The organism is Streptomyces sp. NBC_01426 (assembly GCF_036231985.1).
GTDB lineage: Bacteria > Actinomycetota > Actinomycetes > Streptomycetales > Streptomycetaceae > Streptomyces.
This window is the reverse complement of record NZ_CP109501.1, coordinates 366,158-384,179: the sequence shown is the minus strand read 5'-3', so window position 1 is coordinate 384,179 and position 18,022 is coordinate 366,158. Positions and strand designations below refer to the sequence as shown.

Annotated in this window: 4 protein-coding genes; 1 reads left to right on the top strand and 3 read right to left on the bottom strand. The window is 74.1% G+C overall.

Features of this window, described 5'->3' with window-relative positions; genetic code table 11:
- Positions 1–5: 5 nt before the first annotated feature.
- The 3 genes from OG906_RS36050 to OG906_RS36040 are packed head-to-tail and all read right to left on the bottom strand — an operon-like array spanning position 6 to position 3,890.
- Positions 6–1,652 carry an MFS transporter gene (locus tag OG906_RS36050; RefSeq protein ID WP_329448480.1) on the bottom strand — a complete coding sequence of 549 codons (1,647 nt, stop codon included), beginning with the start codon at positions 1,650–1,652 and terminating at the stop codon, positions 6–8.
- Between the two features lie 13 nt (positions 1,653–1,665).
- Positions 1,666–2,529, bottom strand: a complete 864-nt coding sequence (locus OG906_RS36045; protein WP_329448478.1) for an alpha/beta fold hydrolase — start codon at positions 2,527–2,529, stop codon at positions 1,666–1,668.
- Positions 2,530–2,531: 2 nt separating this feature from the next.
- Entirely contained in the window at positions 2,532–3,890 is a 1,359-nt protein-coding gene (locus OG906_RS36040) for an FAD-dependent oxidoreductase (protein ID WP_329448475.1), read from the bottom strand.
- A gap of 466 nt (positions 3,891–4,356) precedes the next feature.
- On the opposite strand from OG906_RS36040, the gene OG906_RS36035 reads away from it, so the two are divergent.
- Positions 4,357–17,955: an SDR family NAD(P)-dependent oxidoreductase gene (locus tag OG906_RS36035; RefSeq protein WP_329448474.1), complete on the top strand. Its 13,599-nt coding sequence runs from the start codon at positions 4,357–4,359 to the stop codon at positions 17,953–17,955.
- Positions 17,956–18,022 lie beyond the last annotated feature (67 nt).

The following is an 18,022-nucleotide window of genomic DNA, read 5'->3' as shown; positions in this document are numbered from 1 at the left end:
CCCCTTCAGGCACGGGTGGTGGACTCTTCGCGGACCGCGGCGGCCGGCTGCGTACCGGGCTCCGACTCCGCCGTCCCGGCCTGCTCCGGCTCGGCCGGGGCCTCGGCGGCGGGTGCGCCGATCGCGGGGATGTGGCGCAGCAGGACGAGGACGATGACGCCCGTGACGACGGCCAGTCCGGCGCTGACCCAGGCGGTGGCCTGGAATCCGGAGGTGAACGCGTCGCGCGCGGCGGCCACCAACTGGGCCCCGAGGTCGGCGGGGAGGGAGGCGGCGGCGTCGGTGGCTCCGCCGACGGTGTCCCGGGCGGCCGCCGCGGCCTCGGCGGGGATCCCGGCCGGGGTGTTGTCGTCGACCGCGCCGCGGTAGACGGCGACGGCGATGGAACCGGTCACCGCGATGCCCAGGGCGAGCCCGAGGTCGTAGGCGGTCTGCCCGGTGGCGGCGGCGGAACCGGCCTTCTCCGGCGGGGCCGCGCCGGCGGCCAGGGAGGTGCCGAGGACGCTGATCGGGGCGACACCGAACATGATCACGGCGAGGCCGAGGGCGGCGGGCACGATGCCGTCCTTGTCGGGGCCCGCGATCGCGGTCAGCCAGAAGCCGGCCAGGGTGACGACCAGGCCCGCGGTGATGACGAAGGCGGGCCGGATCCGCTTGGCGAACACCGGGGTGAGCTGCGAGCCCAGGATCAGACCGGCGGCTCCGGGGAGCAGCCAGACACCGGCGGCCAGCGGGCTGAGTTCACCGGCGACCAGCAGGTACTGCGGGACGAGGTACTCGACGCCGTTGAGCGCCATCATGCCGAACAGCAGCGTGAGCAGCGCACCGGTGAAGGCGCGGGTCCGGAACAGCCGCATGTCCAGCAGCGGGGTCTCCAGCGCGTTCTGCCGGCGGACGAAGACCACGGTGAAGGCGGCGCCGATCAGCAGGGCGGCCAGGTTGCCCAGGCTCCAGCCGATCTCGGCGAACTTCTTGACGGCGTAGACGATCGGCAGGATCGCCGCCAGGAACAGCACCACGCTGGCGAGGTCGATCCGGCCGGCGTTCGGGTCCTTGTACTCGGGCAGCAACGCCGGCGCGAGCAGCAGGGGAACGAGCATGACCGGGACGCCCATCAGGAAGACGGACCCCCACCACCAGGAGTCGAGCAGCACGCCGCCGATGACGGGGCCGACGGCGATGCCGACGGAGAGCGCGGTGACCCAGGTGGCGATGGCGGTGGCCCGCTGCCGGTCGTCCTTGAACATGTGGATGATCAGCGAGAGCGTCGACGGGAGCACGGCGGCGCCGGCCACGCCGAGCAGCGCGCGCGCCACGATCAGCATCTCCGGGCTGGTCGCGTACGCCGCGAGCAGCGAGGAGACGATCACGCCGAGCGAGCCCAGGATCAGGAGCTTGCGGCGGCCGATCCGGTCACCGAGGGTTCCCATGACGACAAGGAATCCGCAGGTCAGGAACCCGTAGATGTCCGTGGTCCACAGCAGCTGCGAGCTGGTGGGCCGCAGGTCGGCCGTCACGTAGGGGGTGGCCAGCCACAGCACGCCCAGGTCGGCCGTCATCAGTGTCACCGGCAGCAGCAGGACCAGCAGTCCGAACCACTCCCGCGGCCCGGCCCGCAACTCCACCGCGGGGGCGGCGGTGTTCGAAGTCATGGTTGTCCCTTCATCAGTTTTCTGTCGGTGTTGCCGGGGGGACCGTGCGGACCCGCCGGATGATCTCGGCGGCGACCGTGTCGGGGTCCTGTTGCGGCTGCCAGTGGGAGGTCTTCTCCAGCGTCACCAGCCGGTAGGGGCCGGTGACGTGCTCCGCGGTCTTCTCGACGGCGAGTTCGCTGACGGCCGTGTCGGTGCGGCTGTAGACGAAGGTCGTCGGGATGGTGACCGGGCCGAAGGCGAGGTCCTCGCCGAGCAGGTTGTTGGCGCGGTACCAGTTCAGGGCCGCGTCCAGTACGCCGGGAGCGGTGTGGGTGGTGACGTACCGGGCGATCTGGGCGTCGGTCAGGACGCCCTCGCCGACCTGGTTGAACCAGCCGTGCAGTTCGACGGCGTCGTTGGCCAGGAAGTGGTCGGCGGCGCCGGCGGAGACGAGGAACTCCACGTACTGGGAGCTGTGTTGCTGCTCCTCGTCGACCCGGTAGGCGTGCTGGTACGCGTCGAGGTGCGGGATGGCGAGCGCGGTGAGCGTGCGCACCCGCTCGGGCCGGCGCGCCGCCAGGTACCAGGCCACGGCCGCGCCCCAGTCGTGGCCGACGACGTGGGCGTCGGCGACGCCGAGCGCGTCGAGGATGCCGAGCGCGTCGGCGGCGAGGTGTTCGAGACGGTACGTGTCGACCTCGGTCGGGCGCGCGCCGTCGGAGTAGCCCCGCTGGTCGGGGGCGATGGTGCGCAGCCCGGCGGCGTGCAGCAGGGGCGCGGTCTCGGTCCAGGACTCCTTGTTGTGGGGGAAGCCGTGGAGCAGCAGGACCGGTTCGCCGTCGGCGGGGCCGTCGACGGCCACGTCGAAGGTCAGGTCGTTCAGGGTGATCCTCATGACTACTCCTGGACCGCGGCGATCGCGGCCTCGATCTCCGGGTCGTGCAGGACGGCCGGGGAGTCGACGAGGCCGATGACCCGGGAGTACGCGCGGGCCACGGCGTCGTCGCGGGACGCGGCCTCCTGGACCTGGGCGATGAAGGCGTGCGCCAGCTGGACCTCCTCGGTCCGCTCGCCCTCGACCTCGGGGAAGCTGAGGTCGGCGCCGACGGCCATCTCCCAGCAGCCGTCGACGGCGTCGGCGGCGAGGTCCTTGAAGTACGCGATCGGGTCGGGCCGCCGGGACTCGGCGGTGTGCCGGCGCAGCACGAGCGAGCCGAGCGCGGAGACGGTCATGCCCTGCGCGTAGCTGGGGTTGAAGCTGCAGACGGCGTCACCGATGACCAGCAGGCCGGCCGGGAAGTCGGTCAGGCGCTGGTAGTGGCGGCGCAGGTTGGTCGGGAACTTGTACGCGACGGGCTCGTCCAGCGGCTCGGAGACCTTGAGCACCTCGTGGATGTCGGGCGCGGCCAGCGACTCGATGAAGGCGTGGAAGCCCTCGGGGGTGGTGGCCGGGTGGTCGCCGAGGATGCCGTAGGCGGTGACGATGGAACGGCCGCCGTCGATCTTCTGGCAGATCGCGCCGCGCGGGACGCCCGCGGAGGCGACGGTGTTGATGGAGATGTTGCCCTCGAAGGCCTCGTCCGGGACCCGGTAGTAGCGGGTGGTGTAGCCGAGGCCGATCTTGTGCTTCTCCTCCTCGACGGCGTCGAAGCCGAACTCCTGGAGCCAGACGGAGGTGCGCGAACCGCGGCCGGTGGCGTCCACGACCAGGTCGGCCTCCACCACCTCCTCGACGCCGTCGCGGCGCACGACGACACCGGTGACCTCGCGGCGGTCCTCGCTGGTGACCAGGCGCAGGATGTCGGCCTGCTCCAGGAAGGTCACCTCGGGGAGCGCGAGCACGCGTTCGCGTATGTGGCGCTCCAGGAAGGGACGGCTGGAGGTGAGGGCGAACAGGCCGGAGTGGACCTGCCGCAGGCGCTTGCCGTTGATGATCCAGCGGACGTCGTCGGCCACGTCTCCGAGCTGCGCGCCGGCAGCCTTCATGTCCTCGGTGATGCCGGGGAAGTACTCCTCGACGATCTGCTGGCCGCGGGCGAGCAGACCGTGCAGGTGGTGGCCCTGCGGCAGGCCCCGGCGGAGTTCGTTCGGTCCCGTCAGCTCGTCGCGGTCCACGACGAGCACCTCCGCGAAGTTCTCGGAGAGGGCGCGGGCGGAGAAGAGTCCCGCCATGCTCCCGCCGAGGACGACCGCGCGACCTCCGCGTGCGTTTTCGGCGGATCCGGGGTTGGCCCCTTGGGAAGATGCAGCACTCACAGCGATCAGCTCTCCTTGAATTCGCACGTCACTACAGCGCAGCTGGAGCTCACCGGATCGAGTACGTCCGAATGAAGCGCGTGAGCCCGCATTCACGGTAGCCAGGTGCGTTCCACCGGCCGCTCACTGTGTGGCAATGGCGGGGTCACCAGCCGTTCCAGCGGCCCTGGTTACCAGGCCATGACTGTCCACGAGGTCGTTTTCACTAGCCTGTGAATCCAGGCGCATCGAACCCGGGGCGTATTCCTCCGGGCACGTCGAATCGGGGAACGTCGAAATCCGGCGCATCGAATCCGGGCACGTGGAGCCGGGGGTGTGTGAGGCCGGGACGTGAATCCGGGCACGTGAATCCGGGCGCATTCGATCCGGGCGCATTTCCTCCGGGCGCGTTGAATCCAAGAAGGGGCAGCCGAGCGTGGTGACCAGTGAGCGGAATCCTGTAGCAGCCGGGGCGCACACCGAGAAGGTGGAGCAGATCGCTGTCGTGGGGCTGTCCTGCCGGCTCCCCGGAGCCGACGGCCCGGCCGCGTTCTGGGAGCTCCTGCGGAGCGGGCGAGGTGCCGTTGACGAGGTGCCGCCGGGCCGTTGGGGCGTACCCGAGGACGCGGCGCCCGGTGACGGCCGGCAGCGCGGCGCGTTCCTGGACGGCGTGGACCGGTTCGACGCCCGTTTCTTCGGGATCTCGCCGCGCGAGGCCGCGGCGATGGACCCGCAGCAGCGGCTCGTACTGGAGTTGGCCTGGGAGGCCCTGGAGGACGCGGGCATCGTGCCCGAGGCGCTGCGCGGCAGCCGTACCTCGGTGTTCGTGGGCACCCTGCGCGACGACTACACGAACCTGCTGTACCAGTACGGCACCGAGGCGATCACCCCGCACACGATGACCGGGGTGAACCGCGGTGTCATCGCGAACCGGGTCTCCTACCACCTGGGTCTCCAGGGTCCCAGCCTCACCGTGGACTCCGCGCAGTCCTCCTCGCTCGTCGCGGTGCACCTCGCCTGCGAGAGCCTGCGGGCCGGGGAGTCCGTGCTCGCGCTCGCGGCGGGTGTGAACCTGAACCTGCTGACGGAGAACGCCACCACGGAGGAACGTTTCGGCGCGCTCTCCCCCGACGGGGTCACGTACACCTTCGACTCCCGCGCCAACGGCTTCGTGCCCGGCGAGGGCGGCGGGGTCCTGGTCCTCAAGCCGCTCTCGCTCGCCCTCGCGGACGGCGACCACGTCCACGGCGTGATCCGCGCGAGCGCCGTCAACAACGACGGCGCCACGCCCGGCGGTCTGACCGTGCCGAGCGCGGCCGCGCAGGAGCAGGTGGTGCGCCTGGCCCACGAGCGGGCCGCGCTCGGCGCCGGCGAGCAGGTCCAGTACGTCGAACTGCACGGCACCGGCACGCCCGTCGGCGACCCGATCGAGGCCGCCGCGCTCGGCGCCGCGCTCGGCGCGGACCGGGCGCCCGGGGACCCGCTGCGCGTCGGTTCCGTCAAGACCAACATCGGACACCTGGAGGGCGCCGCGGGCATCGCGGGCCTGATCAAGACGCTGCTGAGCATCACCCACCGCGAGCTGCCCGCCAGCCTGAACTTCGCGACCCCTAACCCGCGGATCCCGCTGGACGCGCTGGGACTGGCGGTGCAGCGCGAGCACTCCGCCTGGCCGCACCCGGAGCGCCCGTTGGCTGCGGGCGTCAGCTCCTTCGGCATGGGCGGCACGAACGCGCACATCGTGGTCACCGAGGGGCCCGCCGTCCCCGCGCCGCAGGAGCCCACCGAGGCGGCCACCAAGGCGCTGCCCTGGGTGCTGTCGGCCCGGTCGGACGAGGCGCTGCGCGCGCAGGCCGGCCGGCTGGCCGCGTTCGCCGCCGCCGACGGCGCCCCCGACCTGGTGGACACCGCCTTCTCGCTGGCGACCACCCGCACGGCCTTCGAAGAGCGCGCGGTCGTGGTCGGCACGGACCGGTCGGCGCTGGTGGAGGGTCTGCGGGCGCTGGCCGAGGGACGGCCGGGCGCGGGGGTGGTCCGGGGCGCGCCCGCCGCGGGCACGACCGCGTTCCTCTTCACCGGCCAGGGCGCGCAGCGTCCGGGGATGGGCGAGGAACTGTACGCGGCCTTCCCGGTGTTCGCGGAGGCCTTCGACGCGGTCGCCGGGGCGCTGGACCCGCTGCTGAAGCGCTCGATCCGCGAGGTCATCGCCTCCGGTGAGGCGCTCGACGAGACGGGCAACACCCAGCCCGCGCTGTTCGCGGTGGAGGTGGCCCTCTACCGGCTCGTGGAGTCCTGGGGTCTGGCCCCGTCCCATGTCGCGGGCCACTCCATCGGGGAACTCGCCGCCGCGCACGTGGCGGGGATCCTTTCCCTGCCGGACGCGGCGAAGCTCGTCGCCGCCCGGGCGCGGCTGATGCAGGCCCTGCCCACCGGCGGCGCCATGATCGCCGTCCAGGCCACGGAGGCGGAGGTGCTGCCGCTCCTCGAAGGCCTGGAGGACCGGCTCTCGATCGCCGCCGTCAACGGCCCGACCTCCGTCGTCGTCTCCGGCGACGAGGAGGCGGCTCTCCAGGTCGCCGAGAAGCTCGCCGAACGGGGCCGCAAGACCAAGCGTCTGACGGTCTCGCACGCCTTCCACTCCCCCCACATGGACGCGATGCTCAAGCCCTTCCACAAGGTGGCGAAGGGCCTCACCTACAACGAGCCGCGGATCCCCGTCGTCTCCACCCTCACCGGCGAACTCGCCTCCGGCGACGACCTGCGCACCCCCTGCTACTGGACCGACCAGGTCCGCGGCGCCGTCCGGTTCGCGGACGCGGTCGCCACCCTGAGGTCGCTGGGCGCCGACACCTTCCTGGAGATCGGCCCCGACGCCGTCCTCAGCGCCCTCGCCGAGGGCACCCCGGCACTCCGTGCGGGGCGCCCCGAGGTGCAGACGCTGCTGACCGCCGTCGCGACCGCGTTCACGCTCGGCGCCGACGTCGATTGGGGCGTGCTGTACGCGGGGACCGGCGCCCGCCGGGTCTCCCTGCCCACGTACGCGTTCCAGCGCCGCCGGCACTGGTTCGACGCCGCCGCCCGCAAGGCGGCCCCGCTGCCCCTCCCGGGGGCCGACACCGCCGAGGAGCCGGCCCCCGGACCGCGCGGCGCACTCGGCGCGCGCCTCGCCCGGCTGTCCGAGGCGGAGCGGGACCGCGCCGTCTCCGAGCTGGTCACCTCGCACGTCACCGCGATCCTGGAGTACGGGCCGGACGAGGTGCTGGAGCAGCGGACCCCGTTCCAGAAGCTCGGCTTCAGCTCGATGATGACCACCGAGCTGCGCAAGGCGCTGGCCGAGGCCACCGGCCTGCGGCTGCCCGGCGGGCTGCTGTTCGACCACCCGACGCCGCTGGCGCTCACCTCGTTCATCGGGGCCGAGCTGGCCGGGGCGGCCGTGGCGGCCGAGGAGTTCACCCGTCCCGCCGACGCCGACGAGCCCATCGCGATCGTCGGCATGGCCTGCCGGTTCCCGGGCGGGATCTCCTCGCCCGACGAGCTGTGGAAGCTGGTCGCGGAGGGCGGCGACGCCGTTTCCGGGTTCCCCGTGGACCGCGGCTGGGACGAGGACCTGTACGACGCCGACCCCGACCGCCCGGGCAAGAGCGCGGTGCGGCGCGGCGGCTTCCTGCACGAGGCGGCCGAGTTCGACGCCGGCTTCTTCGGCATCTCGCCGCGCGAGGCCCTCGCGATGGACCCGCAGCAGCGGCTCCTGCTGGAGACCGCCTGGGAGGCCGTCGAGCGCTCCGGGATCCGCCCGGAGTCCCTGCACGGCTCCCGGACCGGCGTGTTCGTCGGCGCGACGGCGCTGGAGTACGGGCCCCGGATGTACGAGGCCCCCGAGAGCGTCCAGGGCTCGGTGCTCACCGGCAGCACCACCAGCGTGATGTCGGGCCGGATCGCCTACCAGTTGGGGCTGCTCGGCCCCGCGGTGACCACCGACACCGCCTGCTCCTCCTCGCTGGTCGCCCTGCACCTCGCGATCCGTTCGCTGCGGTCGGGCGAGACCAACCTGGCCCTGGCGGGCGGCGCGACGGTCATGTCGTCCCCCGGCATGTTCGTGGAGTTCTCCCGCCAGCGCGGGCTCGCCCCCGACGGCCGCTGCAAGTCCTTCGCCGCGGGCGCCGACGGCACCGGCTGGTCCGAGGGCGTGGGCCTGCTGCTCGTGGAGCGGCTCTCCGACGCCGAACGCAACGGACACACCGTCCTCGCGGTGCTGCGCGGCTCCGCCATCAACCAGGACGGCGCCTCCAACGGCCTGACCGCCCCCAGCGGACTCGCGCAGCAGCGGGTCATCCGCCAGGCCCTGGCCGACTCGGGCCTCACCGGCTCGGACGTGGACGCCGTGGAGGCGCACGGCACCGGAACCAGGCTCGGCGACCCGATCGAGGCCGAGGCCGTCATGGCCACCTACGGCAGCGACCGCGAGGGCCTGGCCCCGGTGTTCCTCGGCTCGCTGAAGTCGAACATCGGCCACGCGCAGGCGGCGGCCGGCGTCGGCGGCGTCATCAAGATGGTCCAGGCGATCCGCCACGGCGTACTGCCCAGGACCCTGCACGTGGACGAGCCGTCCCCGCACGTGGACTGGTCGGCGGGCGCCGTGGAGCTGCTCACCGGGGAACGGGCGTGGCCCGAGACCGGTCGGCCGCGCCGCGCCGCCGTCTCCTCCTTCGGGATCAGCGGGACCAACGCCCACGTCGTCATCGAGCAGGCCCCCGAGACGGTGCCCGCGACCGCGACCTCCGTCGAGGCCCCGGCCGCGCCGGAACTTCCCGCGCCCTGGCTGCTGTCGGCCCGCGACCCGAAGGCGCTGCGCGCCCAGGCCGAGCGGCTGCGCGTGCACGCCGCCGCTCCCGACACGGACCTCGCGGACGTCGGGCTGGCGCTCGCGGCCACCCGTACCGCCTTCGAGCAGCGCGCCGTCGTCCTCGCCGAGGACCGCGACGCCCTGCTCGCCGGGCTCGACGCGCTGATCGCGGGCTCCGACGCGCCCGCCGTCGTCACCGGCGCTGCCCCGGGCGCCGGCCGGACCGCCTTCCTCTTCACCGGCCAGGGCGCCCAGCGGCTCGGCATGGGCCGTGACCTGTACGCCCGCCACCCCGTCTTCGCCCGCGCCCTCGACGCGGTGTTCGCCGCCTTCGAGGGGCTGTTGGAGCGGCCGCTGCGCGAGGTGCTCTTCGCGGCGGAGGGCAGCTCCGACGCCGCGCTGCTGGACGAGACCACCTACACGCAGCCCGCCCTGTTCGCGGTGGAGACGGCCCTGTTCCGGCTGCTGGAGCACCACGGGGTGGTGCCCGCGCTGCTGGCCGGGCACTCGATCGGCGAGCTGTCCGCCGCGCACGCCGCCGGGGTGCTGACCCTGGCGGACGCCGCGAGGCTGGTGGCCGCCCGCGGCCGGCTCATGCAGTCGGCCCGTCCCGGCGGCGCCATGATCGCCGTCCAGGGCACGGAGGCGGAGATCGCCGCCTCCCTCGCGGGCCTCGAGGACGCGGTGTCCGTCGCCGCCGTCAACGGTCCGTCCTCCGTGGTGATCTCCGGTGACGAGGACGCCGCCGAGGCCGTCGCCGCGCGGTGGCGGGAGCAGGGTCGCAAGACGAAGCGCCTGACCGTCTCGCACGCCTTCCACTCCCCGCACATGGACGCGATCCTGGAGGAGTTCCGCGCGGTCGCGGCCGACGTCGCCTTCGCGGCGCCGGCGATCCCGATCGTCTCCACCGTCACCGGTGCGGTCGCCACCGAGGCCGAACTGACCTCCCCCGACTACTGGGCCGGGCAGATCCGTGCCGCCGTGCGGTTCCTGGACGCCGTCCGCGAGCTGGCCGCGCAGGGTACGACCCTGTTCGTCGAGGTCGGCCCGGACGCCGTGCTGACCGCCCTGGCGCAGGGCGCGCTGGAGGACACCGGGGCCGTGGCCGTGCCGCTGCTGCGCGCGGGCCGCCCCGAGGTCGACACGCTCGCGGCCGGCCTGGCCCGGGTGTGGACCGCCGGTGGCACCTTCGACGCGGGGACCTTCTTCCCGGGCGCGACGCCGGCCCCGCTGCCGACGTACGCCTTCCAGCGCGAGCGGTACTGGCTCGCGCCGACCGCCTCGACCGACGCGCGCAGCCTGGGGCTGGACGCCTCGGAGCACCCGTTGCTCTCCACGAGCGTGGAGTTCGCGGACCGCGAGGACGCCCTGTTCACCGGCCGGCTCTCGGTGGGCTCCCACCCGTGGCTCGCGGACCACGCGATCGGCACGACCGTGCTGGTGCCCGCGACGGCGTTCCTGGAGCTGGCCGTGGCGGCCGGCGACCACCTCGGCGTCACCCGTGTCGAGGAACTGACCCTGGAGGCCCCGCTGCCGCTCGTCGGACGCGAGGCCGTGCGGGTGCAGGTCGCGGTGGGCGCCCCGGACGCGTCCGGGGTGCGGCCCTTCTCCGTCCACGCCCGTCCCGACGGCGGCGAGGGCGCGGCGCGGCCGTGGACCCGGCACGCGACGGGCGCCCTCGCGGAGGCCGTCGTGCCGGCCGAGGACGCGGACCTGTCCGCGTGGCCGCCGGCCGGCGCGAGCGCCGAGCCGCTGGACGGCGTGTACGAGCGGCTCGCCGCGCTGGGGTACGCCTACGGCCCCGCCTTCCAGGGCCTGACGGCGCTCTGGCGCGCCGGCGAGGACCTCTACGCCGAGGTGCGGCTGCCCGGGGAGCACCGGGAGAGCGCCGGCCGGTTCGGCGTCCACCCGGCGCTGTTCGACTCGGTGTTGCACCCGCTGGTGCTGGACGCGGCCGTGGAGGGCGAGAGCGACCGGATCCGGCTGCCGTTCGCCTGGTCGGGGATCTCGCTGCACGCGGCGGGCGCCGCCGAGCTGCGGGTGCGGATCTCCCCCGCCGGGACCGACACGTACCGTCTGACGCTGGCGGACGGGGCGGGCACGCCCGTCGCGGACGTGGACGCGCTGACGTTGCGCCCGGTCGCCAAGGAGGCCCTGACCTCGGTCGCGGACGGCGCGAACGACTCGTTGTACGAGGTGCGGTGGCAGCCGGTGACCGCCGCCCGGGCGTCGGTCGACTGGACCGAGGTGAACGGGGACCTGGCCCCGGCCGCGGGCGCGACGACCGTACTGGTCCGGCACACGGGCTCCGGCGCCGCCGGCGCCGAGGGCGCGCACCTGGCCACCCTGCGGGCGCTGGCGCTGGTCAAGGAGTGGCTGGCCGACGAACGGTTCGCCGACTCCCGGCTGGTGTTCGTCACCGCCGGCGCGGTCGCCGCACTGCCCGGCGAGGACGTCACCGACCTGGACGCGGCCCCGCTGTGGGGGCTGATCCGCTCCGCCCAGTCCGAGCACCCGGACCGGCTCGTGCTCGTCGACACCGACGGCGCGACGGACGACGCGACGCTCGCCACGGCCCTCGCCACCGGTGAACCCCAACTCGCGGTCCGCGCGGGCGAGTCGTTTGCCCCCCGGCTGGCCCGTGCGGCGGCGATCGCAACCCCCGAGGTTCCCGTCCTGGGGGCCGGGGGAACCGTCCTGGTCACCGGAGGCACCGGCGGCCTCGGCGCGCTCTTCGCCCGCCACCTCGTCACCGAGCACGGGGTCCGGCACCTGCTGCTCAGCAGCCGGCGCGGCCCGGCCACCCCGGGCGCGCGGGAGCTGGCGGCCGAACTGGGCGCGCTCGGCGCCGAGGTGAAGGTGGTCGCGGCGGACGCCGCCGACCGCGCCTCGGTGGCCGCGCTGCTCACGACCGTGGACGCGGAGCACCCGCTGTCGGCCGTGGTGCACACGGCCGGTGTGCTGGACGACGCGACGATCGAGTCCCTCACCCCGGAGCAGGTGTCCTCGGTGCTGCGGCCCAAGGTCGACGCGGCCTGGAACCTGCACGAGCTCACCAGGGACCTGGACCTGACGGCGTTCGTCCTGTTCTCCTCGGTGTCGGGTGTCACCGGCACCGCCGGTCAGGGCAACTACGCGGCGGCCAACACCTGGCTGGACGCCCTCGCCGCGCACCGCCGCTCCGCCGGTCTGGCCGCGACCTCGCTGGCCTGGGGCCTGTGGGACTCCAGTCACGGCATGGGCGCCGGGCTCACCGACGCCGACCTGGCCCGCTGGGACCGGGCGGGCATGACCCCGCTCACCCCCGCACAGGGTCTGGCCCTGTTCGACGCGGCGCTGAACGCCACCGAACCGCTGCTGGTGCCGGTCGCGCTGAACCCGGCCCGGCTGCGCACCGGTTCCGAGACGCCGCCCGCCCTGTACCGGGGGCTGGTGCGCACCCGGACCCGCCGCGCCGGACAGGCCGGGGCGGGCGCGGGCGCCGCGTCGGGCTGGGCCGGGCAGATCGCCGGCCTCCCCGAGGACAAGCGGGCGGAGGCGGTACGGGATCTCGTGCGGTCCACGGTCGCCTCGGTGCTCGGTCACGCGGGCGCCGCGTCCATCGACCCCGAGCGGGCCTTCAGCGAGATCGGCTTCGACTCGATGGCCGGCGTGGACCTGCGCAACCGGCTCGGGTCGGCCACCGGCCTGCGCCTCCCGGCGACGGCGGTGTTCGACCATCCGACGCCGGGCGCGCTGGCCACGTACCTGCTGTCGAAGGTCTCCGCGGACGACGCGCCGGCGAAGGCCGTGAGGGCCCGCGCCAAGGGCGCCTCGGACGAGCCGATCGCCGTCGTCGGGATGGCGTGCCGCTTCCCGGGCGGGGTGCGGTCGCCGCAGGACCTGTGGCGGCTCGTCGCCGACGGGGTGGACGCGGTCAGTCCGTTCCCGGTGAACCGCGGCTGGGACCTGGAGGGCCTGTACGACCCGGACCCCGAGCGGACGGGCACCTCGTACGTCCGTGAGGGCGGCTTCCTGCACGAGGCGGACCTCTTCGACCGGGAGTTCTTCGGGATCTCCCCGCGCGAGGCGACCGCGACCGACCCGCAGCAGCGGCTGCTGCTGGAGACGGCGTGGGAGACCTTCGAGAGCGCGGGCATCGACCCGGCGCTGCTGCGCGGTTCCCACACCGGCGTCTTCACCGGCGCCATGTACGACGACTACGCCTCCCGGCTGCCGTCGGTGCCGGAGGAGTTCGAGGGCTTCCTGCTCGCGGGCAACCTGTCCAGCGTCATCTCCGGCCGGCTGTCCTACACGTACGGGCTGGAGGGTCCGGCGGTCACCGTGGACACGGCCTGCTCCTCCTCGCTGGTGGCCATGCACCTCGCGGCGAACGCGCTGCGCTCCGGTGAATGCGATCTGGCGCTGGCGGGCGGCGTGACCGTGATGAACGGTCCGAACACCTTCGTGGAGTTCTCCCGCCAGCGGGGCCTGTCGCCCGACGGGCGTTGCAAGTCCTTCGCGGCGGGCGCCGACGGCACCGGCTGGAGCGAGGGTGTCGGTCTGCTGCTCGTCGAGCGGCTCTCCGACGCCAAGCGCAACGGACACACCGTGCTCGCGGTGATCCGCGGTACGGCCGTCAACCAGGACGGCGCGTCCAACGGTCTGACCGCGCCCAACGGGCCGGCGCAGGAGCGGGTCATCCGCCAGGCGTTGGCCAACGCCGGTCTGACCTCGGCCGACGTGGACGCCGTGGAGGCGCACGGCACCGGCACCACCCTCGGTGACCCGATCGAGGCGCAGGCCCTGCTGGCGACGTACGGGCAGGACCGGCCGGAGGACCGCCCGCTGTACCTCGGGTCCCTGAAGTCGAACATCGGGCACAGCCAGGCCGCGGCCGGCGTCGGCGGTGTCATCAAGATGATCGAGGCGATGCGGCACGGGGTGCTGCCCCGGACCCTGCACGTGGACGAGCCGTCCCCGCACGTGGACTGGGAGGCGGGGTCGCTGGCGCTGCTGACCGAGGAGACCCCCTGGCCCGAGGCGGGCCGACCGCGCCGCGCGGGCGTGTCCTCCTTCGGCATCAGCGGCACCAACGCGCACGTCATCATCGAGCAGCCCGCGGTGGCGCCCGCCCGGCGCGGACCCGCCTCGGAGCCGGAGGCGGCCGGTGTGCTGCCGTGGCTGGTGTCCGGCAAGGACGAGAAGGCCGTCGCGGCCCAGGCGGCGCGACTGCACCGCTTCGTCCTCGACCACCCGGAGCTGTCCCCGGCCGACATCGGCTTCTCGCTGGCCACCGGGCGCGCCGTGCTGGAGCACAGCGCGGCCGTCGTCGGCGCGGACCGGGAGACCCTGATCCGGGGTCTGTCCTCGCTGGCGCACGGGGAGTCCGCGTCGAACGTCGTGCGGGGCCGCTCGGCCCGACCCGGCAAGACCGCGTTCCTCTTCACCGGTCAGGGCAGCCAGCGGCTCGGCATGGGCCGCGAGCTGTACGCCGCGAACCCGGTCTTCGCGAAGGCGCTGGACGAGGTGTGTGCCCGGTTCGACTCGGAGCTGGCCCGCCCGATCAAGGACGTGCTGTTCGCTCCGGAGCACTCGGCGGACTCGGCGCTGATCGACCAGACCTCCTTCACCCAGGCCGCGCTGTTCGCCATCGAGGTGGCCCTGTACCGGCTGTTCGAGCACCACGGCTTCACCCCCGACTACCTGCTCGGCCACTCCATCGGCGAGGTGACCGCCGCCCACCTCGCGGGGGTCCTCGAACTGGGCGACGCCTGCTGCCTGGTCGCCGAGCGCGGCCGGCTGATGCAGGCCGCCCGCGAGGGCGGCGCGATGGCTGCGATCCAGGCCGGCGAGGAGGCGGTGCGCGCCTCGATCGCCCCGTACGGCAACGCGGTCGCGATCGCCGGGGTCAACGGCCCCGACGCAATGGTGATCTCCGGAGACTCTGCGGTCGTCGACGAGATCTGCGACGTCTGGCGAGCGAAGGGCGCCCGCACCAAGCGGCTGCCGGTCTCGCACGCCTTCCACTCCCCGCACATGGACGAGGTGTTGGAGGAGTTCCGCGAGGTCGCCGGCGGGCTGACGTTCCACCCGCCGCGCATCCCGGTCGTCTCCAACGTCACCGGCACCCTCGCCACCGACGAGCAGCTGACCTCCCCGGAGTACTGGGCCACCCACATCCGGGAGGCCGTGCGGTTCGCCGACGGCATCCGTCATCTGGAGGCCCAGGGCGTCACCGACTTCCTGGAGTTGGGCCCCGACGGGGTGCTGACGGCGCTCGCGCAGGGTTCCCTGGAGCAGGAGGCCGGGGCGCTGGCCCCGGCGCTGCGCCGGGACCGGCCCGAGACGGAGACCGTCGTCGCGGCGATGGCCCTGCTGCGGATGCGGGGGGCGAAGCCGGACTGGTCGAGGCTGTTCCCGGGCGCGCGGACCGTCGACCTGCCGACGTACGCCTTCCAGCACGAGCGGTACTGGCTGGACGCCCCCCAGACCCCGGCCGACGCGGCCGGGCTGGGGCTGGCGGCCACCGGTCACCCGCTGCTGGGCGCGGCCGTCGGGTCGGCGCACCGCGACGAGTACCTGTTCACCGGCCGGCTCTCGCGCCGCAGCCACGCCTGGCTGACCGAGCACGCGGTGTACGGGACGGTGTTGGTCCCCGGCACCGGGCTGGTGGAGCTGGCGGCCCGGGCGGGCGAGCAGCTCGGGGTGGACCGGGTCGAGGAGCTGATGCTGTCGGCGCCGCTGGTACTGCCCGAGCAGGGCGGTACGCAGGTCCAGGTCGTGGTCGGCGAGGCCGACGGGACGGGCCGCCGCACCGTGGAGATCTTCTCCCGGACCGACGACGGCGACCTGGCGGCCGACCGGCCGTGGACACTCAACGCGAACGGGGTGCTGGCCGCGTCGGCCGGCGCCGCCGGTGAGCCGCTGACGGCCTGGCCGCCGGCCGGCGCGACCGAGGTCTCCCTCGACGGGGTGTACGAACGGCTCGACGCGCTGGGTTACGCGTACGGCCCCGCCTTCCAGGGGTTGACGCGGCTGTGGACCGCGGGCGACGAGGTGTACGCCGAGGTGCGGCTGCCGGACGCCGGGCGTGCGGACGCGGGGCGGTTCCTGCTGCACCCGGCGCTGCTGGACGCGGCGCTGCACCCGCTGCTGCCCGGAGTCGCCTTCGAGTCGGGGCAGGCGCGGCTGCCGTTCTCCTGGTCCGGGGTGAGCGTCCACGCCGTGGGCGCCTCGGTGCTGCGGGTGCGGCTGACGCTGTCCGGGCGCGACACCGACACGCTGGCCGCCTCGCTGACGGTGGCCGACGGGGCGGGCGCCCCGGTGGCGACCGTCGAGTCGCTGCTGCTGCGCCCGGTGTCGAGGGAGGCGCTGCGCGAGGCCGCGTCGACGGCCCGGGACGGACTGTTCCGCGTCGCGTGGAACGCCCTGCCGGCCTCCGACCCGGTCGCGGGCACCGCGGCGGGCTGGGCCGTGGTCGGTGACCTCGCCGTGCCCGGTGGTCTCCCGTACACCGATCTGGAGGCGGTGGCGGCGGCCGGACCGGTGCCCGCCACGGTGGTGCTCGTTCCGGGCGCCGTCGAGGGCGAGCCGGCCGAGGCCGCGCGGGCCGCGTTGCGCGAGACCCTCTCCTCGGTGCAGTTCTGGCTGGGCGACGAGCGGTTCGAGAGTTCCACGCTGGTGGTGGTCACCCGGGGCGCCGTCGCCACGGCGGGCGAGCCCGTCACCGATCTGACGCACGCGGGTGTGTGGGGTCTGCTGCGCGTGGCGCAGACGGAGAACCCGGGGCGGATCGTCCTGGTGGACCTGGACGGCGACACGCTGCCGGCCGCAGCCCTGGCCTCGGGCGAGCCGCAGATCGCGGTGCGCGGGGAGCGACTGTTCGTGCCGCGTCTGGCCCGTACGAGTCAGGACGCTCAGGCGGTGACGCCGCGTTGGGACCGGGGCACGACCCTGATCACCGGCGCGACCGGAGCGCTGGGCGGCGTACTGGCCCGCCACCTGGTCACCGAACACGGCGCACGGCACCTGCTGCTCCTCAGCCGACGCGGCATCGACGCCCCGGGCGCCGAGGAGCTGCGTACGGAGCTGACCGGGCTGGGTGCCGAGGTCACCGTGGCCGCCTGTGACGTCACCGATCGGCAGTCGCTGGCCGGGGTGTTGGCGGCGATCCCCGCGGAGCAGCCGCTCACCGGGGTGATCCACACGGCCGGTGTGCTGGACGACACCGTCCTGTCGGACCTGACGCCGGAGCGGCTGGAGAAGGTACTGGCGCCCAAGGTCGACGCGGCCTGGAACCTGCACGACCTCACCAAGGACCTGGACCTGTCGGCCTTCGTCCTCTACTCCTCCATCGCGGGCCTGATCGGCAACGCCGGCCAGGCCAACTACGCGGCGGGCAACACCTTCCTGGACGCCCTCGCCCAGTACCGGCAGGCCAACGGCCTCCCGGCCACCTCACTGGCCTGGGGCCTGTGGGCCCAGGCCAGCACCCTCAGCGGCTCGCTGGAAGAGGCCGACCTGCGTCGCCTCGCCCGGCTCGGCCTGTTGCCGCTGTCCTCGGCGGACGCCATGGACCTCTTCGACGCGGCCCCCGGCACCGGCGAGGCGGTCCTGGCCGTCACCCGGCTCGCGGTGGAGGCCCTGCGCAAGCAGGGCGACCGCCTGCTGCCGCTGCTGCGGGACCTGGCTCCGGCCGGTCCGCGCCGCGCGATCGCGGGTTCCGGGTCCGGGGCGGGGACGGACGGTCCCTCGCTGGCGGAGCGCCTGGGCGCCCTGCCGGAGGAGGAGCGGCTCGTGATGCTGACGGATCTCGTACGCGGCCAGGTCGCCGGGGTGCTCGGGCACGCCGACCACACCGGCATCGACGCCGACCGCGCCTTCCAGGAACTGGGCTTCGACTCGCTGACCGCGGTGGAACTGCGCAACCAGCTCAACACGGCGACGGGTCTGCGCCTGCCCAGCACCCTCGTCTTCGACTACCCGAACCCGGCGGCCCTGGCCGTGTACCTCCGCCGGCAGATCACCGTCGAGGAGGTGTCGGCGGCCACTCCGGTGCTGTCGGACCTCGACCGGTTGAAGTCCGCCATCCACGCCGCGTCCTCGGACCGGGAGGCCTTCGACCAGATCACCGGCCGGCTGCGGGAGCTGTTGGACATCGCCGACTCGGCGGGCGGCGGCAAGCCGGACGAGGCCGATCACCAGGACCTGGACGGGGCGAGCGACGAGGAACTCTTCGCGCTCCTCGACGACATGGACTGAGCGGCACGGAGCGGCAGACGACCGGTCGGCACGCGTCGGAACACCGTGCGGGCCCGAAATTCATCAC